Origin of the sequence: Chitinophaga eiseniae (assembly GCF_012641265.1) — a bacterium.
GTDB lineage: Bacteria > Bacteroidota > Bacteroidia > Chitinophagales > Chitinophagaceae > Chitinophaga > Chitinophaga eiseniae_A.
Genome location: NZ_JABAHZ010000004.1, coordinates 478,777 through 496,496, shown reverse-complemented (window position 1 = coordinate 496,496; position 17,720 = coordinate 478,777). Strand labels below are relative to the sequence as shown.

General features: G+C 49.4%; 12 protein-coding genes. 5 read left to right on the top strand and 7 right to left on the bottom strand.

Annotated features, from left to right (window positions below; translation table 11 throughout):
• Position 1 precedes the first annotated feature (1 nt).
• The 5 genes from HGH91_RS19000 (at position 2) to HGH91_RS18980 (ending at position 8,063) form a co-directional block, all read left to right on the top strand.
• Positions 2 to 1,561, top strand: a complete 1,560-nt coding sequence (locus HGH91_RS19000) for a RagB/SusD family nutrient uptake outer membrane protein (RefSeq protein ID WP_168740378.1) — start codon at positions 2 to 4, stop codon at positions 1,559 to 1,561.
• Positions 1,562 to 1,587: 26 nt separating this feature from the next.
• Positions 1,588 to 2,346, top strand: a complete 759-nt coding sequence (locus HGH91_RS18995) for a hypothetical protein (protein ID WP_168740377.1) — start codon at positions 1,588 to 1,590, stop codon at positions 2,344 to 2,346.
• Between the two features lie 217 nt (positions 2,347 to 2,563).
• On the top strand, positions 2,564 to 3,109 hold the full coding sequence (locus HGH91_RS18990; protein ID WP_168740376.1) for an RBBP9/YdeN family alpha/beta hydrolase: 546 nt from the start codon (positions 2,564 to 2,566) through the stop codon (positions 3,107 to 3,109).
• 249 nt (positions 3,110 to 3,358) lie between these two features.
• Positions 3,359 to 5,188 carry an alkaline phosphatase gene (locus HGH91_RS18985; protein ID WP_168740375.1) on the top strand — a complete coding sequence of 610 codons (1,830 nt, stop codon included), beginning with the start codon at positions 3,359 to 3,361 and terminating at the stop codon, positions 5,186 to 5,188.
• 112 nt (positions 5,189 to 5,300) lie between these two features.
• Positions 5,301 to 8,063 carry a glycoside hydrolase family 2 protein gene (locus HGH91_RS18980; RefSeq protein ID WP_168740374.1) on the top strand — a complete coding sequence of 921 codons (2,763 nt, stop codon included), beginning with the start codon at positions 5,301 to 5,303 and terminating at the stop codon, positions 8,061 to 8,063.
• A gap of 4 nt (positions 8,064 to 8,067) precedes the next feature.
• Here HGH91_RS18980 and HGH91_RS18975 read toward each other — a convergent pair whose 3' ends face one another.
• The 7 genes from HGH91_RS18975 to HGH91_RS18945 all read right to left on the bottom strand — a co-directional run bounded on the left by HGH91_RS18975 (position 8,068) and on the right by HGH91_RS18945 (position 17,473).
• On the bottom strand, positions 8,068 to 8,772 hold the full coding sequence (locus HGH91_RS18975; RefSeq protein ID WP_145669176.1) for an NUDIX hydrolase: 705 nt from the start codon (positions 8,770 to 8,772) through the stop codon (positions 8,068 to 8,070).
• Positions 8,773 to 8,849: 77 nt separating this feature from the next.
• Positions 8,850 to 9,512: an HAD family hydrolase gene (locus HGH91_RS18970; protein ID WP_168740373.1), complete on the bottom strand. Its 663-nt coding sequence runs from the start codon at positions 9,510 to 9,512 to the stop codon at positions 8,850 to 8,852.
• A gap of 103 nt (positions 9,513 to 9,615) precedes the next feature.
• Complete coding sequence (locus tag HGH91_RS18965; protein ID WP_168740372.1) at positions 9,616 to 10,122, bottom strand: hypothetical protein; 507 nt, start codon at positions 10,120 to 10,122, stop codon at positions 9,616 to 9,618.
• Between the two features lie 28 nt (positions 10,123 to 10,150).
• The gene (locus HGH91_RS31275; RefSeq protein ID WP_247651777.1) at positions 10,151 to 11,323 is read right to left on the bottom strand and encodes a TlpA disulfide reductase family protein; all 1,173 of its coding nucleotides are present in this window, start codon (positions 11,321 to 11,323) and stop codon (positions 10,151 to 10,153) included.
• A gap of 18 nt (positions 11,324 to 11,341) precedes the next feature.
• A complete protein-coding gene (locus HGH91_RS18955) occupies positions 11,342 to 12,547 on the bottom strand; it encodes a TlpA disulfide reductase family protein (RefSeq protein WP_168740371.1) in 1,206 nt (401 codons plus the stop codon).
• Between the two features lie 29 nt (positions 12,548 to 12,576).
• Positions 12,577 to 13,962 carry a RagB/SusD family nutrient uptake outer membrane protein gene (locus tag HGH91_RS18950; RefSeq protein WP_168740370.1) on the bottom strand — a complete coding sequence of 462 codons (1,386 nt, stop codon included), beginning with the start codon at positions 13,960 to 13,962 and terminating at the stop codon, positions 12,577 to 12,579.
• Positions 13,963 to 13,981: 19 nt separating this feature from the next.
• A complete protein-coding gene (locus tag HGH91_RS18945; RefSeq protein WP_168740369.1) occupies positions 13,982 to 17,473 on the bottom strand; it encodes a SusC/RagA family TonB-linked outer membrane protein in 3,492 nt (1,163 codons plus the stop codon).
• Between the last annotated feature and the right edge of the window lie 247 nt (positions 17,474 to 17,720).

The window sequence follows — 17,720 nt, the reverse complement described above, 5'->3', positions numbered from 1 at the left end:
CATGAAAAAGATACTTGCAGCGATTATAATAACAGGGGTAATGAGTTCCTGCGGAAAAAAATTCCTGGAAACATTGCCGATTAATACGATCACAGAGGAAGATTTTTATAAGACGCCAACCGATGCCTACAAGGGATTGGTAGCTGCCTACAGCGTATTGAACTGGGATGGCTTTGGCAATATTTCCCTCACTTCCGAAATTGCCTCCGATGATTGCTTTGGCGGCGGCGGCTCCTCTGATAACGGCTGGAGCCAATGGGACAAAAGCGTGCGGATGACCGATCTGAACAGCAATGCATGGAAGAAATATTATACCGGTATTTACCGCGCCAATAAATTTTTACAAAAGGTAGATGGTGTAAACTTCAAAGGCGATGATGCTACGAAGAAGCGTTATGTCGCGGAAGCGCATTTCCTGCGCGCCTATTTTTACTTCGACCTGGTACGGATGTTTGGCCACGTACCATTGATTACTATTCCGCTGGAACCCGGCAATTACACCGTTCCACAGGCGAGCGCTGATAGCGTGTATCACCTCATTGCGAGTGATCTGAAGCAGGCGGCTGCCGATCTTCCGGCAACTCCTTACAGCAGTATTCCTGCCGCAGAAAATGGGCGTGTCACCAAATGGGCTGCAGAAGCGTTATTAGGTCGAGTGTTTCTCTACTATACCGGCTACTACAGTAAACCTGACGTAGCAGGTGTGATTACCCAGGCAGATGCCACTACTGCTATTGATGATGTGATTAACAACAGTGGATACAGCCTGGTACCTAAATACCAAAACCTGTTCCGTGCTTCAGCAGAAAGCAAGGAAGCCTACGCGGGACAGAATAACCAGGAAGGCATTTTCACCATACAGTTTACCTACCTGGCACTGGGAGATCAGAGCCAGCAGAATGGTAACCGGGTACAGGTGATGATCGGCATACGCGGCCAGGTGCTGGGACCTTATTATAAAGGCTGGGGTGGCGCCACCGTGAATGAAAGCCTGTACCGTGCCTTTGCTCCGGGCGACAGCAGGCAAACAGCTTCGATCATCTCTATTAACGGGGAAGGTTATGCCAATACTTTTGTAAAAGGAGACCAGGCACAATACACCGGTTTTTATTGCAAAAAATATACGCCTTTAAAAGATGGTAATGCTGATGACCTGGGCGGTAATTTCCAAACGGATAACTACGACAACTTCATGGCCATTCGTTTTGCCGATGTGTTGCTGATGGGCGCTGAATTAAACCTGGGTAGCAATATCGCCAAAGCCCAGGGGTATATTGACCGGGTGCGTGACCGCGCTTTCGGCGATCAAACGCATCGGATTACGCTCAGCAGCAAGGCGCAGATCATGGAAGAACGTCGTTTGGAGTTGTCGCTCGAAGGGCTGCGTTACTGGGATTTGTTAAGACAGGGTATGAGTGTGGCAAAGAACGCAATAGACAATACCGCTACCGATCCTGCCTTCAATATCAGTTTCAGGAGTGAAACCAATGGTTTGTTTTCCATTCCTGAAACGCAGATCAATTTGTCTAATGGTTCGCTGAAACAAAATACCGGATGGTAATCCTGTTCACATTAAAATCTACCAAAATGAAATCGCTGTATATACTTTTAGCAGGCGCCCTGGCCATATCGCTGAATGCCTGTACACCTTACGAGGACCGGGTTACGCCGGAGGATCCTGCTGGCATGAAGCTCGACTTTTCCGTTACTCAAACGCCGGGATATGATAACCAGGTAACGCTGGAAAGCAACACCAAGGGTGTAATTCCTTTCTGGGATTATGTTTTCGGCACCACAAAAGAAACGAAGGCCGTAGTGATATTACCTTTTGCAGGTGATTTTTACGTGAAATATTCGGCCTATGGCAGTGGCGGTCCTAAAACGGATTCTGTGAAAGTGAAGGTGAGCGCCAACGACCCAAAATTTTTCGCCAGCAAATTATACCATTTGCTTACCAATGATGCTGCCGGTAAAACCTGGGTATGGGCGGTAGATGTACCCACTGGTTATTGCCATGGTAACGGTCCGGGAGATGCTGACAAGCCCGCCTGGTGGACAGTAGGCGCCGCAGGCCTGAAAACCCAGGGCGTAATTGATGACCAGATGACCTTTGATCTGAATGGCAATGCCCATTTCGCCATCACGCATAACGGCACTACCACCCAGGGCTTTTTCAGCCTGGATACGCTGAACCAGAAAATAAAGATTAGCGGTGCCGACATTAGCTGGGGCAATAATGTGGCTTACAATATTATAAAGCTGAACGAAAACGAGATGACGCTGGTACAGCAGGGAGATGGCTGGCGTAATATCTGGATGTTCAAGCGGAAAGGGTTTGTATTTTAAAAATCCACTTATGCACACCGGCGGGAACATTCCTGCCGGTATTTTTTAAAATCGACGATACTCAGTATTAATAATGCTGTTTTGGTTGTTACCTGTTGCCGGTACTCTCCAGTACCGGCTATTTTTTTGTGGCAGGCCTTGTTCACAGCCGGTCTGTAAATCGCCTTGTGTTATTCCTTATTCTTTTACTATCTTTCAATATACAACGCTTCTTGTCATGGAAATTAAAGTTCTGACAGCGCCCGGGCTAGGTAGTTCCGGGCCATTACACTGGCAAACACTGTGGGAGCAGCTGATACCTGGTACCAGACGAATTGAGCAGCGCAGCTGGGATGCCCCGGTCTGCGAGGATTGGGTAGCCAGCATAGAGCAGGCAGTGGCGGATGCTGGCCCACAGGTAGTGATAGCTGCACATAGCCTGGCCTGTATGGCATTGGTGCATTGGGCGGGAAAAACCAGGTTGAAAATTACCGGCGCTTTGCTGGTTGCACCTGCTGATGCCGAAAGGCCCGACTTCCCGCCGGAGGCAAAAGGCTTTTCCCCTATTCCTTTGGAGAAGCTGCCCTTTCCCAGTATGGTAGTCGCCAGTACCAACGATCCCTATTGTACGCTGGAAAGAGCCGCTTTTTTGGCCAATCACTGGGGCAGCCGTTTTGTGAATGCCGGCGCCAAAGGCCATATCAACAGTGAATCAGGTTTGGGTGAATGGCAGGAAGGCCAGAACCTCCTGAAAGCGCTGATACAAAACTGGCCCACCCTCTGATGCCAACTTATTTTCCGTTTAGCCTGTAACCACCGTTTTCCTTTCCAACCGATTCCAACGTTTTTCTTTTGCCGTCAAAAAATATATCTTGCTGCCCGGAGCCAGGACTAAATCGATTTTTCTAGCGGAACAATTAACACAAAGATAAGGTGCGGTGTATGGATACAAGATAGGATTATGTCAACTTTGGCCCCTTAAAACGGGGGGCTTTTCCCATTTAACAGGTTATAAATCAGATTTTAGGATACAATGAAGAATTTTCTGCCCATACTATCAGGTATATTACTGGCCGGCAGTGCACAGGCCCAAATGCAACAATATACCATGGCCAATGCACACTCCCATAATGACTATGAACGGGCTACTCCTTTTTATGCCGCTGCTTCACTCCAGTTTGGTTCTATTGAAGCCGATATACACCTGAAAGACGGGGTACTGTATGTGGCCCATGATCCCAGTGCCATCACCCCTTTCCGCACCTTTAAAGAAATGTATCTGCAACCGGTACTGCGGCAGTTTTCGCTCTATAATGGGAAACCTTACGCAGACGGCGCTCCCATGCAATTACTGATAGATCTGAAAACAGCCGGTAGTCCCACGTTACAGGCATTACAGGAACTGCTGCTTCCCTATCGCCGCTATTTTGACCGCAGCCAGAACCCTGCTGCTGTGAAGCTGGTTATCTCCGGGAACTTACCTCCTATGGCAGAATGGGCTAAATACGATCCTATCTTCTTCTTCGATGGCCGGCCCGACAGCGTATACCCGGCAGCGTTAAAGTCGCGCATTGCTATGCTGAGCGTTGACTTCGGCGCCTATAGTCATTGGAACGGCAAGGGCACCCTGGTACCAGCGGAGCTGGAAAAAGTAACTCACGTGATAGAACGGGTACACCAGCAGGGCTATGCGTTTCGCTTCTGGGGCGCGCCTTCCACCCGGTCCACTTATTATAAGCTGATGGACCTGGGCGTAGACTGGATTGGCTCCGACCATCCGGAAGAATTGTATGATGTGCTGCACAATACCCAACGCAATACCGCCTCCAATATGCCGGTACATCCCGTATATACGCCTACCTATGTATCCGACGCCACCCAGGTACGTTCTAAAAACGTGATCCTGATGATTGGCGATGGTACCGGCCTGGCAGAAATGTTTTCCGGCTATACGGCCAACAAAGGCGCACTGAATATCTTCCAGATGAAACAGCTGGGTTTATCCAAAACCCAGTCCACCGATAATTACCACACCGATTCTGCCGCCGGCGGATCTGCCATGGGTACCGGGCAGAAAACACATAACCGCGCCATAGGTCTCGATAACACTTATGTGTCTATCCCGGTATTACCGGAAATACTGGCGCCTAAAGGCATACAGAGCGGCGTAATTGTGACCGAAGAAATTACCGGCGCCACGCCTGCTTCTTTTTACGGCCATACTGCCGACCGCGATAGTACCTATACCCTGGAACGCCAGCTGCTGAGCAGCAAACTGCAACTGGCAGTAGGCGGCGGCAGAGAATCGCTCGATAAAGACTTTGGTCCGCAACTGGCGGCTTCCGGTATACAGGTATATGATAACCTCGATAACTGGAACGCCACTACGAAAAACCGTACCCTCGTTATTCTCCCTAATAAAGTAGTGAGCTCCATGCGCAATGGCCGGGGGAATTACCTGAAAACAGCGCTGAAGAAAGCTTTGCAGCAGCTCAATGCTTCCGGCAAAGGCTTCTTTTTAATGGTAGAAGGCTCCCGTATTGACCAGGGCGGTCATATGAACGACCTGGATTACCTGGTACGTGAAATGCTCGATTTTGATGAAGCCGTGGGAGAAGCCTTACGCTTTGCCGACCAGGATAAGCAGACGACCGTGATCGTTACTGCCGACCATGAAACCAGCGGCCTCGCCCTCATGGATGGCGATATTGCCAAAGGTACGCTGCGCGGCCACTTTGCTACCAACGACCATACCGGCATACCGGTAATGGTATTTGCCTATGGTCCTAACTCCCAGCTTTTCCAGGGAGTATATGAGAATAATGAGATTTTTAAGAAGATGATGGCCTGCTTCAAACGCTAGTTAGCAACGGGCCCTGTAAATAGCCACTGGCCAATACCATGTAAAAGTGAAAACTTTACTGGTATTGGCCTTTTCTTTTTTTATTTTTAAGGGCATTTTTAAAATTCCAGTTATGTCAGCACGCATTGTTTTACTCCTGTCGGCCATAGTATGCCTGCAGACCGCGTTTGCACAGGAAACCCAACGCATCTATCTTTCCGGTACCGATAAAGACCATACTGTTGACTGGGACTTTTATTGTTCCGGCGGCCGTAAAAGCGGGCAGTGGACTACCATTCCCGTTCCTTCCAACTGGGAACAGCAGGGATTTGGCGGCTACAACTACGGACATGATAAAGTAAAAGCAGATGAAAAAGGCAGTTATCGTTATCGTTTTGAGGCACCGGTCAACTGGCAGCAGCAGCAGGTAAACCTGGTATTTGATGGGGTGATGACCGATGCTGACGTAAAAATCAATGGCCGCGCTGCCGGTGCCATTCACCAGGGCGGCTTTTACCGGTTCAGCTACGATATCAGCAAATTATTGCGCAAGGGCAGCAACCTGCTGGAGGTAACAGTGAGCAAAATGTCGGCCAATGCCAGTGTGAACAGGGCCGAACGCAATGGCGATTTTTGGGTACTGGGCGGCATTTACCGGCCCGTTTACCTGGAAGTAAAGCCCAGGGTACATATTAACCGCCTGGCTATTAATGCTACAGCCAAAGGCGACTTTTCAGTACAGGTATTTACCAACAACCTTCCAGCCGGGTACACAGTCAGCGCGCAAGTATTTAGTCTTGACGACAAGCCGGTACAAGCCGCTGTCACGGCTAACGAGAAAGCCTATACTACGCTTCCTAACGAGCGCCTATATACGTTACAGCAACAGGTAGCCCGCCCCCGCACCTGGAGCGCTGAGTTCCCCAATCGCTACCGGGCGGTCATACAGGTGAAGAACGATTCCCAGGTAGTACACAGCGTTACGCAGCCCTTTGGCTTCCGCACCATCGCGGTGCGCCCACGGGACGGGATATACGTTAATGGCGTGCGGGTATTGCTGAAGGGTGTAAACCGCCACAGTGCGTGGCCGGAAACCGGTCGCACGCTGAGTAAAGACATCAGCATCCTGGATGTGAACCTCGTGAAAGATATGAACATGAATGCGGTGCGTATGTCGCATTACCCACCGGATGAGCACTTCCTGGATGTATGCGATTCGTTGGGGCTTTTTGTATTGGACGAACTTACGGGCTGGCAGGCCGCTTACGATACCGTTACCGGGCGCCGGCTGGTAAAAGAGCTGGTGGTACGGGACGTTAACCATCCGTCTATCATCTTCTGGGATAACGGTAATGAAGGTGGTTTTAACCGGGCGCTGGATGGCGACTATGCCCTTTATGATCCGCAACAACGGCCGGTATTGCATCCCTGGGAGCGATACAGCGGCGTAGATACCAAACACTATCCCGACTACAACTACGTAGTGAATTCGAGCTTATATGACCAGCAGGATATCCTGATGCCCACTGAGTTTATGCATGGCCTGTACGATGGCGGCATGGGCGCCGGGCTACGGGACTTCTGGGCGCGTATTTCCCAGCATCCGCGGGGTGGTGGTGGCTTCCTGTGGGTATTTGCAGACGAGGGGCTGGTGCGCACTGATAAAGACGGATGGATAGATACCGACGGGAATCATGCCCCTGATGGCATTGTAGGCCCTCACCGGGAGAAAGAGGGCAGCTTTTATGCCATCAAAGACACCTGGTCGCCGGTACAAATATCATTGCCTGTTATTACAGCCGCCTTCAACGGCCGTATTCCCGTGGAGAATTGTTATGACTATACGCCCCTCTCCCAGTGCGGGTTCCGGTGGCAGCTGCTGCGGTTGCCTTCTCCCGGGAAAGATAACCGGGCAGACACCATCAATGCCGGTTATATTACCGCGCCGGCATTAGCGCCACATACCAAAGGCTTCCTGCAATTGGCCCATCCCCGGGACTGGGACGTGGCCGATGTGCTATATATTACAGTGACCGACCCTTATGGACGGGAGATCTTACACAAGAGCTGGCCTCTCCGGTCGCCGGCGCCGCCGGCAGCTACCGGCAACGGGCAGCAGGTGGCCGCCATTGTCAGCGGGGATACGTTGACTGTTACCGCCAGCAATACCCGGTATGCGTTTAGCCGTACCAGTGGTCAGCTGCTGCAAATCGTTGTCAACGGGCAGGTGGTACCACTCAGCGGTGGGACGGTGCTGGCGGGTGTAGCGCAAAGCCTGCAGCAGTTCAGTCACAGCCCGGGCGACAGTGGTTACATTGTTACCGCCCGTTATGAAGGCAACGGTTTTCTCCAGGCAAAATGGACGATTAAGGCCGGCGCTCCCGCCCAGCTGGATTATAGCTATAGTGTAAAAGGAGAAACGCCATTTACCGGCATCACCTTTAACTACCCGGAAAATATGGTGAAGGGAATGGCCTGGATTGGCGAAGGGCCGTACCGGGTATGGAAAAACCGGTTGCAGGGTCAGCAGTTTGGCAGCTGGTATAAAGCCTATAACAACACGGTGACCGGTGAAAGCTGGGAGTATCCTGAGTTTAAAGGCTATCATGCGCAGGTGCGCCGGGCTACTTTTTACACCACCGGCAACCCGGTTACCTTTTATATCGGTAATGAGGGTACGTTTTTGCAGGTGTTTCGTCCCCAGCCGCCCAAGGGAGCAGGCAACAACCATACGGCGCCTGCCTTTCCGGAGGGAGATATCGGCTTTATGAGCGCTATTTCGCCTATAGGCACCAAATTCCAGGAGGCTGCCCGGATGGGGCCTGAAAGCCAGGGAAACCTGATGCTGAATTATACGCCGGTCAGCGGGCGTATATGGATAGATGCTGGTATGTAAAGGATCAGCGCAGGTTGCCGGGATCTGTCACAAAGTTCAGGAAGGCGTTGAATTTCGCGTTATACTTGCGCTTGTCCAGTTTAAAATAGAACGCACCACGCTTGGAGCTCAGGCGGTCTTTATCCTTTTGTTTGATGAGCAGGCCGGTAGACAATACTTTACGGCTGAAGTTACGTTTGTCGAAAGTAACATCGTATACCGCCTCATAGAGGAGCTGGAGTTGCGGAATGGTAAACTTCAGTGGCAGCAGCTCAAACAGGATGGGATGTATAGCGGCTTTATAGCGGAGCTTTTCCTGGGCCATCTTTACCATTTCGGTATGGTCGAAGATGAGGTCCGGCAACTGATCGAGGGCAATCCATTCAGCGTGGTATTCATCGCTGATCTGCAGCTTGTATTGGTTAATGTCTATCAGTGCAAAGTAGGTGATGGATACGGTACGTTCTACAGGATCACGGGAAGGATCGCCGAAGGCGAATAATTGTTCCATATACACGCCTTCCAGGCCGGTGAGCTTATGCAGTACACGTTCAGCGGCAGTTTCAAAGCTTTCGTTGGGTTGTACAAACCCTCCCATCAGGCTCCATTTGTTCTTCTGGGGCTCAAACCCGCGCTTTATCAGTAACAGTTTTAATGCTTCTCCATCAAAGCCAAAAATGATACAGTCAACTGCCACCAGCATTCGTGACTGCCCGGAATAACGTGTCATACCAGCAAATTTTTATATAACCCGGCAATTTATAATTCCCTGTTGACATTAAGAAATTATATTGTCAGATTCCGGAATTAAGCCAACAGTTGTTGCAACACCGGATCGGTATAATCTGTCACGAAAGCGATGATATTATCATAGGCCGCAAATTCTTCCACCGTATGCATAGTCGTTAGCACCACGGCTTTCATACCTGCATTCAATGCTGCTTCCACGCCTTTGGGTGCATCTTCAAACACGATGCAGTTGGCTGGCGCTACACCCAGGGCTGCTGCACATTGCAGGAATACTTCCGGGTTGGGCTTACTGGTAGCTACCTGTTCGGCCCCGATGATGGCGCCCATATAGTGACGGATATGCAGATTATCCAGTACGTAGTCGATATTAAATGCATTGGCCGCAGAACCAATGGCCATGGAGATATGTGCGGCAGCGGCTTTTTCCAGGAAGGCGGGCAAACCGGCAATCAGCTCCAGGTGAGGACGGAAGGCTTCCTGGTACAGCACTTCTTTTTCATGGGCTATTTCGCTCATCTGTTGCGGCGTGAAGTGGTCTTCTCCGAAGATGCGTACCAGCAGTTCTTCGTTCTTACCATACATATGACTCCTCACTACCTCTCTTGAAAGATTGGCGCCCAGCCTGTTCAACATGTTGAACCACCCTTCCAGGTGGAATTCCATGTCATTGATCATGGTGCCATTCATATCAAATAAAAACGCTTTTTGCTGCTGTGTCATAAGGCCTTTTTTAGTAAGGCGCAAAGATACACGATTCCCGCGTTTTTTTCCTGCCCGGGTGATGCCATGACGGCCACCGGGCAGGAAAAAAAACCACGGCTATCTATTCCAGCATCTTTTTCAGCCCGGTTTCGTAGTTGGCAATTTCGGCAGAAAGCGTGTCTACCAAAGGCTTGCGGCTACCTTTATCTCCCTCCAGTATTATACTCCATCTTACTACCGACGTATCGTCTTTATCGGGCATGGATTCTACCAGGGCAGTCACCGTAGCATGGGTAATGCCTGCCGGCAAGGGAGAAACGATATTGAATACAAAAAACTTATAGGATTCATGTACCTGCTCAATCGCATCTTTACGTTTGGTATTATCGGCGAAAGTAATTTCCCGCATGCGGTTATCGCCTTCCCCGGTGATCTGTACGTCTTTAATCATGCCGTTGGAGTAATCCTTTACCTGTGGCAGGTTCCGGATGACCCGCCAGATTTTCACCGGAGGACTTTTTATGATGGTTTCGTGGGTATAATCCGGTATGATCTTCTTTGCTGCCTGCATTTGAGCCATGGCGGCGGTACCGCAACAGATTAATAACAGTGTGAGTATTCTCTTCATAAACATTACTTAATTACAGGTGACTTCATTATTTACCAAAAATTTGTTCCAGCTTGCTGGTCAGCTCTTCGCCGCGCAGGTTTACGGCTACAATCTTCCCTTCTTTGTCGATCAGGAAATTGCTGGGAACTGCGCGGATATTGTATTCTTTCGCTACTTCATTTTTCCAGCCTTTCAGATCGCTGACATGTGCCCATTCGAGACCGTCGTCTTTGATGGCTTTTATCCAGGCATCTTTCTTATCATCCAGGGATACGCCCAGTATTTCCAGGCCTTTGGCGTGGAAGCGTTCGTAGTTGTCCAATACATTTGGATTTTCAGCACGGCAAGGGCCGCACCAGCTGGCCCAGAAATCGAGCAGTACATATTTACCACGGTAATCGGATAGCTTTACGGGTTTGCCGTTGGCGTTGTTTTGTACAAAGTCCATAGCTACCGCGCCAATGCCGGTTTTCCGGGCAATGACCTCTGCCTTTTCAATGTCTTCTTTTTTCTGCTTGGCTTCTGACAACCAGGGATATTCTTTGGAAAGGCGGCTTGCTTCTGCCAGGATCAGCTCCTTATCCCTGCGGGGATGCAGGTAATCCAGCGCATACATCAACACCGGCGTGTGCTGGTTCATGCGGATGAGTAGCTTTATCCTTTCTGTCATATCACTAAACAGCCAATCGTACTGTTGCCTCAATGCATGTTGCAGAACAGTATCTTTCGCCAGCATGGCCTTATACTCCAATTGACCGTTCTCTATGGATTGCTGGTAATTGCGATAGCTGATAAAGTTCACCTGGTTGATCAGGTCATTTTCTTTACTGCCTTCAATAAATACATAGGGAGGATTCTTCACTCTTATTTTCGCGGTATCTGAACCACGGAAATCGATCTTCAGGTTGTCTTTTCCCGCCCAAATGGTAAGGCGGTCTTCTTCAAATTCGTTGAGGATATAGAACTGTGGCCTGGTGGCATCGATCTTAATGCTATAGCTGCCATCGGGTTTCAGGTGAATGGTGTCGATGGTTTCCCGCTCATCCCCTACCTGTTTTTGTACGCGGAACGGGAACTTTTGTTGTTGTTCTGCCGGCGGTGGAAATTTAATTTTACCACTTACTGTGATAAACTTTTTTCCCTGCTGCGCGGTGGCCGAGAACGTGATTCCCGCCACCAGCAGCAGTATGCCGGCAAATGTATATTGGCGTCGTTTCATATAAAGTGTTTGATAAAGTTATTGCATGATGGCCATGGGTATGGCTTTGGTTGCCATACCGGTGGCTTGCTTAGGTTTTTCAGGTACTACAGCGGCTTTCCCACCAAACAGCTCTGCCAGCTTCTTTTCAATAGCGCCGCTGCCATCCGGGTTAAAACCTACTTCTTTCATCAGGATCACGCCATCGGGGCTGATCAGGTAAGTGGTAGGTACGCCGGTGATAGCAAAGCCGCTGCCTGCAATATTGATATTGTCCAGCGTTTGCTTCCAGGGATTGTTTTCCTGCGCTACTGCTTTCAGCCAATCTTCCTTGCTCTTATCGATGGAGATGCTGTAGATATCAAAGTTCTGATCTTTGTACTGCTGAAACACTTCGCGCATATGCGGGAATGATTTACGGCAGGGGCTGCACCAGCTGGCCCAGAAATCGATCAGCACATACTTTCCTTTAAACTGGCTGAATACGAGGGGCTGATCTTTTTCATCCGGCAGGGTAAAGTTCTTTACTTTTCTGCCTACGGCTGAATTTTTAAGGCCCTGTGCAAACTCATGAAACTCTTTGGCTTCTTTTGTTTGTTTCATTTTGGAAGACAAACCTTCGTACAGCCGATCCTGTTGGTCCACCGTCATAATGCTTTTAGATTCTCCGAGGCTAAATACTGATGCATAAGAATCCGGGTGTTCTTTCACCAGCTTTTGCAGCAGGGGCACCAGGTATTGTTGTTGCAAAGCTTTCCGCCTTTCCTCGAACGCAGCATAGCGGGGATCTGATTCCTGCAGCCATGGCTGGCCGTATTCTTTTTTCAGCGCTTCACTGATAGATTTCCAGGCGGCTGATTTATCTTTTTCATAGGCCTGTAATAATTCTACTGCTTCTGAACCTTTTACGGTGGAGGCGTTCAGCCCTTTGGCGACGTCGCTGGTAACCGTGTAAGTAACCGGTTTATCCATGAGAATGCCGAAGGGCGTATACATTTGCATTGCCGCTTTGATGTATTCCGGGTACAGGATCAGGAATACAGGTTCTTTAAAGGGGATATGAAAGGTATATTTCCCGTTTTCTATCGTGGTAGAGTCGTGATACGTGCGGGAGTAGAGATACATTTTATTGTGTCCTTTCAGATCACCGGTAATAGTACCCTGGAGTGTGATCTCCTGGCCAGTTTGGGCAAAGCTGCCCAAACTGATCAGGGTACCCGAGAGAGCCGCGATAAGTTGCTTCATTTGCATGTGTTTTAATTTCCGTATGATAATTAGTAGCCTGGATTTTGTTTGATCAGGCCCTGGGTGATATCTATTTCATGCTGGGGAACCGGGAAGGCATAGCGGTTGGCCGGCAATTGCGGGTTAGGCGCCATGTCGTTGCGGATGGCATCGAAGCGGGCAAATCCTTCGAAGGCCAGCTCCCATCTGCGTTCCTGCAGTATGCGGGTAATCAGTGCGGCAGGTGTGGCAAAATCAGCAGCCGTGTATATATGCGGCACACCATTTTTCGTATAGGCGCGGGCGTATACCTGGTTGAGTAAGTTGATGGAAGTGCTGTTAACCCCCTGCGTATGCGCCAGCGCTTCAGCTGCGGTGAGCATTACTTCCGGCAGGCGTATCATGGGCACATTATCCCGTGTATTCGTATCGGTAAACTTGCGGATGATGTTTTTATAAGACAACATCAGGCTGTCTTTCCTTTCGTCGCCGGCGCCGTAACTGGCCAGGAAATCTGGCAGTACCGGGTAATATCCGGCCGCGTAGTAGATGCCGTTATTATCGTTGAATTTAGATGACTTGTTATAGCTTTCCGGGAACGCGAACAGGAGCTCGCCGCTAAGCGGGTAATTACCAGTGCTTTGTTTGTTATGATCCGGCCACAGCGTCCAGAAATTGGGCTGCAGCTGGTAATAGTTACCGGCCATAGCTGCCTGTGCATAAGCGGCGGCTTTATCGTATTGACGGGCATAAAGGCAGGTTCTGGCAGCGAGCGCATTGGCCGCACCTTTGGTAGCGCGACTCGCCTGGTTTAATGCATCACCACGGTTAGCCGGCAAATCTGCAATAGCTTCATCCAGGTCTTTCAATATCTGCGTATATACGTCTTTGTTAGTAGACCGGGGAATATCCTGCGAACCATCGTAACCATCGAAGGCGCCCAGGCGTAAGGGTACGCCCATATTATCCGGTTTGTTTTGCAAAGCGCCATCACCATACAACTGTAGCAGCGTCAGGTAGCTGAACGCCCGGATAAATTTGGCTTCTGCTATATACACTGCTTGTTTAGACTTATCGAATTGCGCCCATTTTGGCAACTGTGTAATGATCACGTTAGCCTGGTTAATCGTAAGGTAAGGAGCAGACCACAAGGAAGCATAGTTCTCACTCTTAGGGTCTATCGTCCCTTTCACAAGATCCTGGTCATAGCCGCTGATAATGCCTGCGGTCACATCTCCCAATATATAGTTATTACCGCCGCAGGCATTCATCATACGGATGTAAGTATCTGCAAGATAGTTGACCGTGGTGGGTTCATTCTTCAGCAACTCCGCCTCTACCATGGTATTTTCCGGCTTCAGGTCCAGTTGCTTGTTGCAGGCACAAAGTGCCAGCAACAAGGTAAACAAGCTTATATGGTATCTGTATTTTTTCATATCCGGCTCAGTTTAAAAATTAGAAAGATGCTTTAAGACCAATTCTCCAGGTACGAGGTGCTGGCATGGTCAGCTCATCGTAACCCATATTCAGTGCAGAAGATCCGTAGGCACTTACTTCCGGATCGAGGCCTGAGTATTTGGTGAGAATAAACACATTATTGGCTTCTGCATATACTTTCAGCGCGCTGAATACCCTGGTAGGCTTCAACATTTTACTGTTAAAGTTGTATCCCAGCACCAGGCTGCGCAACTTCAGGAAGGAAGCGTCTTCCAGGAAACGGGAGTTCTTCCGGTCGAGCGTATAGTCGTATGAGGTACCGAAACCTGCCTGCGAGAAGTTAGAGTTATTGAACAATGCAGGAACATCAGTTTGCTGCCCTGGCGCTTTCCAGTAATTCAGCAGGTCGGTAGAAAGATTATACACGTTGTTGGCAAAGTAAGAACTGCCCAGGTAGCTGTACATCCCTGCTTTGGCGCCGTTATACATTTTGTTGCCTGCGGCAAAAGAGAAGAAAAAGTTCAGCTCAAACCCTTTATAAGTAAAGTTATTGCCAAAGCCTCCAAACACTACGGGCATAGCATCGCCCATATATTTACGTTGGGTATAGGGAGCGTTAGAATATTGTACCTGGATAGGTGATTCAGAGATTTTACCCGTATTATCGCTCCAGCGCGGCTGTCCATTATCAGGGTTTATGCCCGCCCAATCGTACAGGTAAAATGCGGTAGCAGAGTGTCCTACGCGCCAGAAGCGACCACCGGAGGTTTCATTTTGCTGGGCCAGTTGTTCTTCGTTGATCTGGTGTAACCGGGTAACGATGTTACGGTTGGCAGAAATGTTGAAGGTGGTGGTCCAGGTAAAGGCCTTGTGGTTGATGTTCTGGGTGGTGACGCTAAACTCCAGTCCTTTGTTGTTGAGATCCGCGCGGTTTTGCTGCTGCAGGCTGAAGCCCATAAAGTAAGGGAGTGCCGATTGCAGGATAGCATTGGAAGTTTGACGGCGATAGTAATCTAACGTAGCATTGATACGACCGTTCAGCAAACTGATGTCAGCGCCTACGTTCCAGGTGGTGGTACGTTCCCATTGCAGGTTTGGATTGGCGGGTTGCTTGTTGGAGATCGTGGATGTATTGCCATAAGTAGACCCGTATACATCGACGATATATTGGCCCTGGTTACCGTAGTACCCATTGCCTCCGTCGTTGCCGGTAAAGCCTACGCTGGCACGTACTTTCAGCTGATCGATTCCTTTTACACCTTTCAGGAAGCTTTCCTCGCTGGGTACCCATCCCACAGCGAAGGAAGGAAATCCTACATAGCGGTGATTGGCGGAGAAGCGGGAAGAACCATCCATCCGATAGGTAACACCTGCCAGGTAGCGGTGTTTGAATTCATAGTTCAGGCGTCCCAGGTAAGATACCTGTGCCCACTGCTGTTGCAGGGAGTTCAACACTTTTTTATTGGTAGCGGTAATGATACTCAGCATGTCGTCGTTGAGGAACTGGGTACCATATACAGTATTGATATTTTCTACTGATTTTTCGTAGCTCTGTCCCACCATGGCACTGATGGCATGTCCATCGCCGATCATTTTGTTGAAGTCGAGGCGGTTGTTGACCACCCATTTGCGGAGTTGTTGCTGCGACTCATTTGCGCTGCCACCCACGGTTTTAGGGCGATCGATGATACGATCGTAAGAGCGGGAGTTGATCCAGTCTACCCCCATATCGGAATGTGCGGTCAAACCTGGTAATACTTTCAGGTCGGCAAATACGTTACCCAACACGCGGCTGTCGGTGCTATAGTTTTGGCCGGAACGGGCATCCCCTACCGGGTTTGACACATCTTCCGGACCGGTGGGATTTTTACCATACAGCCAGTTATACTTCCCGGTGCTATCGTATATCCCGATATTGGGCGCTTTTTGTACGGCCTCGCGGTATACATTTTGCGCATTGAGCGAGTTATTGGTAGCCTGGTTCAGGGCCATGCTCACACCCACTTTGAGCGATTTTAATACCTGGTTATCGAAGTTTACACGTGCCTGGTAGCGGGTGAAATCGTTGTTCACAATATAAGATTGCTCTTTATTGTATCCCAGGCTTACATAGTAGTTGGATTTATCGGTACCACCACTCATAGATACCTGTGCATCGGTGCCAATGGCATTACGCACTACTTCATCGAGCCAGTTGGTGTTCACACCCTGGGGGAATTTATAATTGAGCGGCCGGTAAAAGCCTGATTGGGCTTTGCCGATAGAGTCTTTCACGCGAAAAAGTTCATTATAAAAACCAGCGTACTGATCGCCTGTCATCAGCGAAGGCAATTTGCGGGGCTTGCTCACAGACATGCTCAGCTGCGCATCTACCCTCATTTTACCACGGGTACCTTTCTTGGTGGTGATCAGGATAACGCCGGCAGATCCACGGGAGCCATAGATAGCGGTCGAGTATGCATCTTTCAGTACCTCTATGGATTCAATATCATCCGGGTTGATGGTAGACAGTGGATTCTTCTCGAAGGTAGTAGGCTGGCGGTATTCGTTCTGTACCTGGTTACCACCGAAAGTAAAGCTTTGCCCCGCGCCCTGGTTATAATTGACCGTATTAAGGTTAGGATCGATACCATAAATCGGTACGCCATCTACCACGATCAATGGCGCATTGCCATTGGCGTTGAGGGTACTGATACCCCGGATGGTGATGCTGCTGGCAGCGCCGGGTACACCGCTGGAAGGAGCGATATATACGCCGGGTAATTTACCTACCATGGCCTGGTCGAGCGTAACAGGCGTTTGACCGGGATCTTTGCCGGGGGCGTAGCTGGCCACAGAACCCAGCAGGCTGCGTCTTTCCTGCACACCGTAACCGATTACCACTGCTTCCGTTAAACGGGCAGGCGTAGTGGTCATCGCTATTTTCGGCGTAGCTATAGCGCCGGAAACTACTTTAACGGCAGGTACTGTTTGAGCGGCAAACCCAATGCTGGTAAGGGCTATCTGATACGTTCCAGCTGGTAAAGTGATTTCAAAACTGCCATCTGCATTGGTGACTGCATAATATTTTGTACCCGTTAATTTTACAGTTACGCCTGGTATGGGCGCACCACCGGGACCATCGGTTACAACGCCCCTGATTTTCCCGGGGCCTGTTTGTGGCGGCGCAGCTAAGGCTGTAGCCGTAGTGGCTGCTTTCACAATGAGCAATACCCCGTTTTTCTCCTGGTAGTGGAGCGGCGTATTGGTTAACAAAGCATCTAATACTTTGTCCAGCCGCTCATTTACAAATTTCATTTTTTTCACCTGGTAGCGTACCAGTTCCTGGTTATCGTACCCGAAAGAAAGGTGATAGTTGGATTCCAATTTTTTGACACAGGAAGCGAGCGATTCGTTCTCAAACTTTTCTGTCACTCTTACCTGTTGTAACAGTTGGCTATAGCCGTTGTTGGCATACAAGAGGGTGAAACCTCCCAGTATAAAGACAGTGACCATTACGCTCCATCTCATAAGACCTGGTATAAAAGTTAGCGTAAGCGATTTTTGCATATATTTGGTTGATTTTAGTGTTAACTAAATGCATATAGCAGTCATCAAGCGTGTCTGCAATTCACTGCCTGACTGTTATATAACTTTTCTAAAACCGTGTCTGCGCCAACAGACGCGGTTTTTTATTCCCTATGGGACATAGCTATCGCAGGGATGGTAATAACCGTGACCATCCTTACCTATTTTGGTTGCATCCTCCTTGTATGCG

Bases quoted from the DNA above. Each gene is read 5' to 3' on its own strand.
- HGH91_RS19000 (WP_168740378.1), top strand. From the start codon at position 2: ATGAAAAAGATACTTGCAGCGATTATAATAACAGGGGTAATGAGTTCC.
- HGH91_RS18995 (WP_168740377.1), top strand. From the start codon at position 1,588: ATGAAATCGCTGTATATACTTTTAGCAGGCGCCCTGGCCATATCGCTG.
- HGH91_RS18990 (WP_168740376.1), top strand. From the start codon at position 2,564: ATGGAAATTAAAGTTCTGACAGCGCCCGGGCTAGGTAGTTCCGGGCCA.
- HGH91_RS18985 (WP_168740375.1), top strand. From the start codon at position 3,359: ATGAAGAATTTTCTGCCCATACTATCAGGTATATTACTGGCCGGCAGT.
- HGH91_RS18980 (WP_168740374.1), top strand. From the start codon at position 5,301: ATGTCAGCACGCATTGTTTTACTCCTGTCGGCCATAGTATGCCTGCAG.
- HGH91_RS18975 (WP_145669176.1), bottom strand. From the start codon at position 8,772: ATGACACGTTATTCCGGGCAGTCACGAATGCTGGTGGCAGTTGACTGT.
- HGH91_RS18970 (WP_168740373.1), bottom strand. From the start codon at position 9,512: ATGACACAGCAGCAAAAAGCGTTTTTATTTGATATGAATGGCACCATG.
- HGH91_RS18965 (WP_168740372.1), bottom strand. From the start codon at position 10,122: ATGAAGAGAATACTCACACTGTTATTAATCTGTTGCGGTACCGCCGCC.
- HGH91_RS31275 (WP_247651777.1), bottom strand. From the start codon at position 11,323: ATGAAACGACGCCAATATACATTTGCCGGCATACTGCTGCTGGTGGCG.
- HGH91_RS18955 (WP_168740371.1), bottom strand. From the start codon at position 12,547: ATGAAGCAACTTATCGCGGCTCTCTCGGGTACCCTGATCAGTTTGGGC.
- HGH91_RS18950 (WP_168740370.1), bottom strand. From the start codon at position 13,962: ATGAAAAAATACAGATACCATATAAGCTTGTTTACCTTGTTGCTGGCA.
- HGH91_RS18945 (WP_168740369.1), bottom strand. From the start codon at position 17,473: ATGAGATGGAGCGTAATGGTCACTGTCTTTATACTGGGAGGTTTCACC.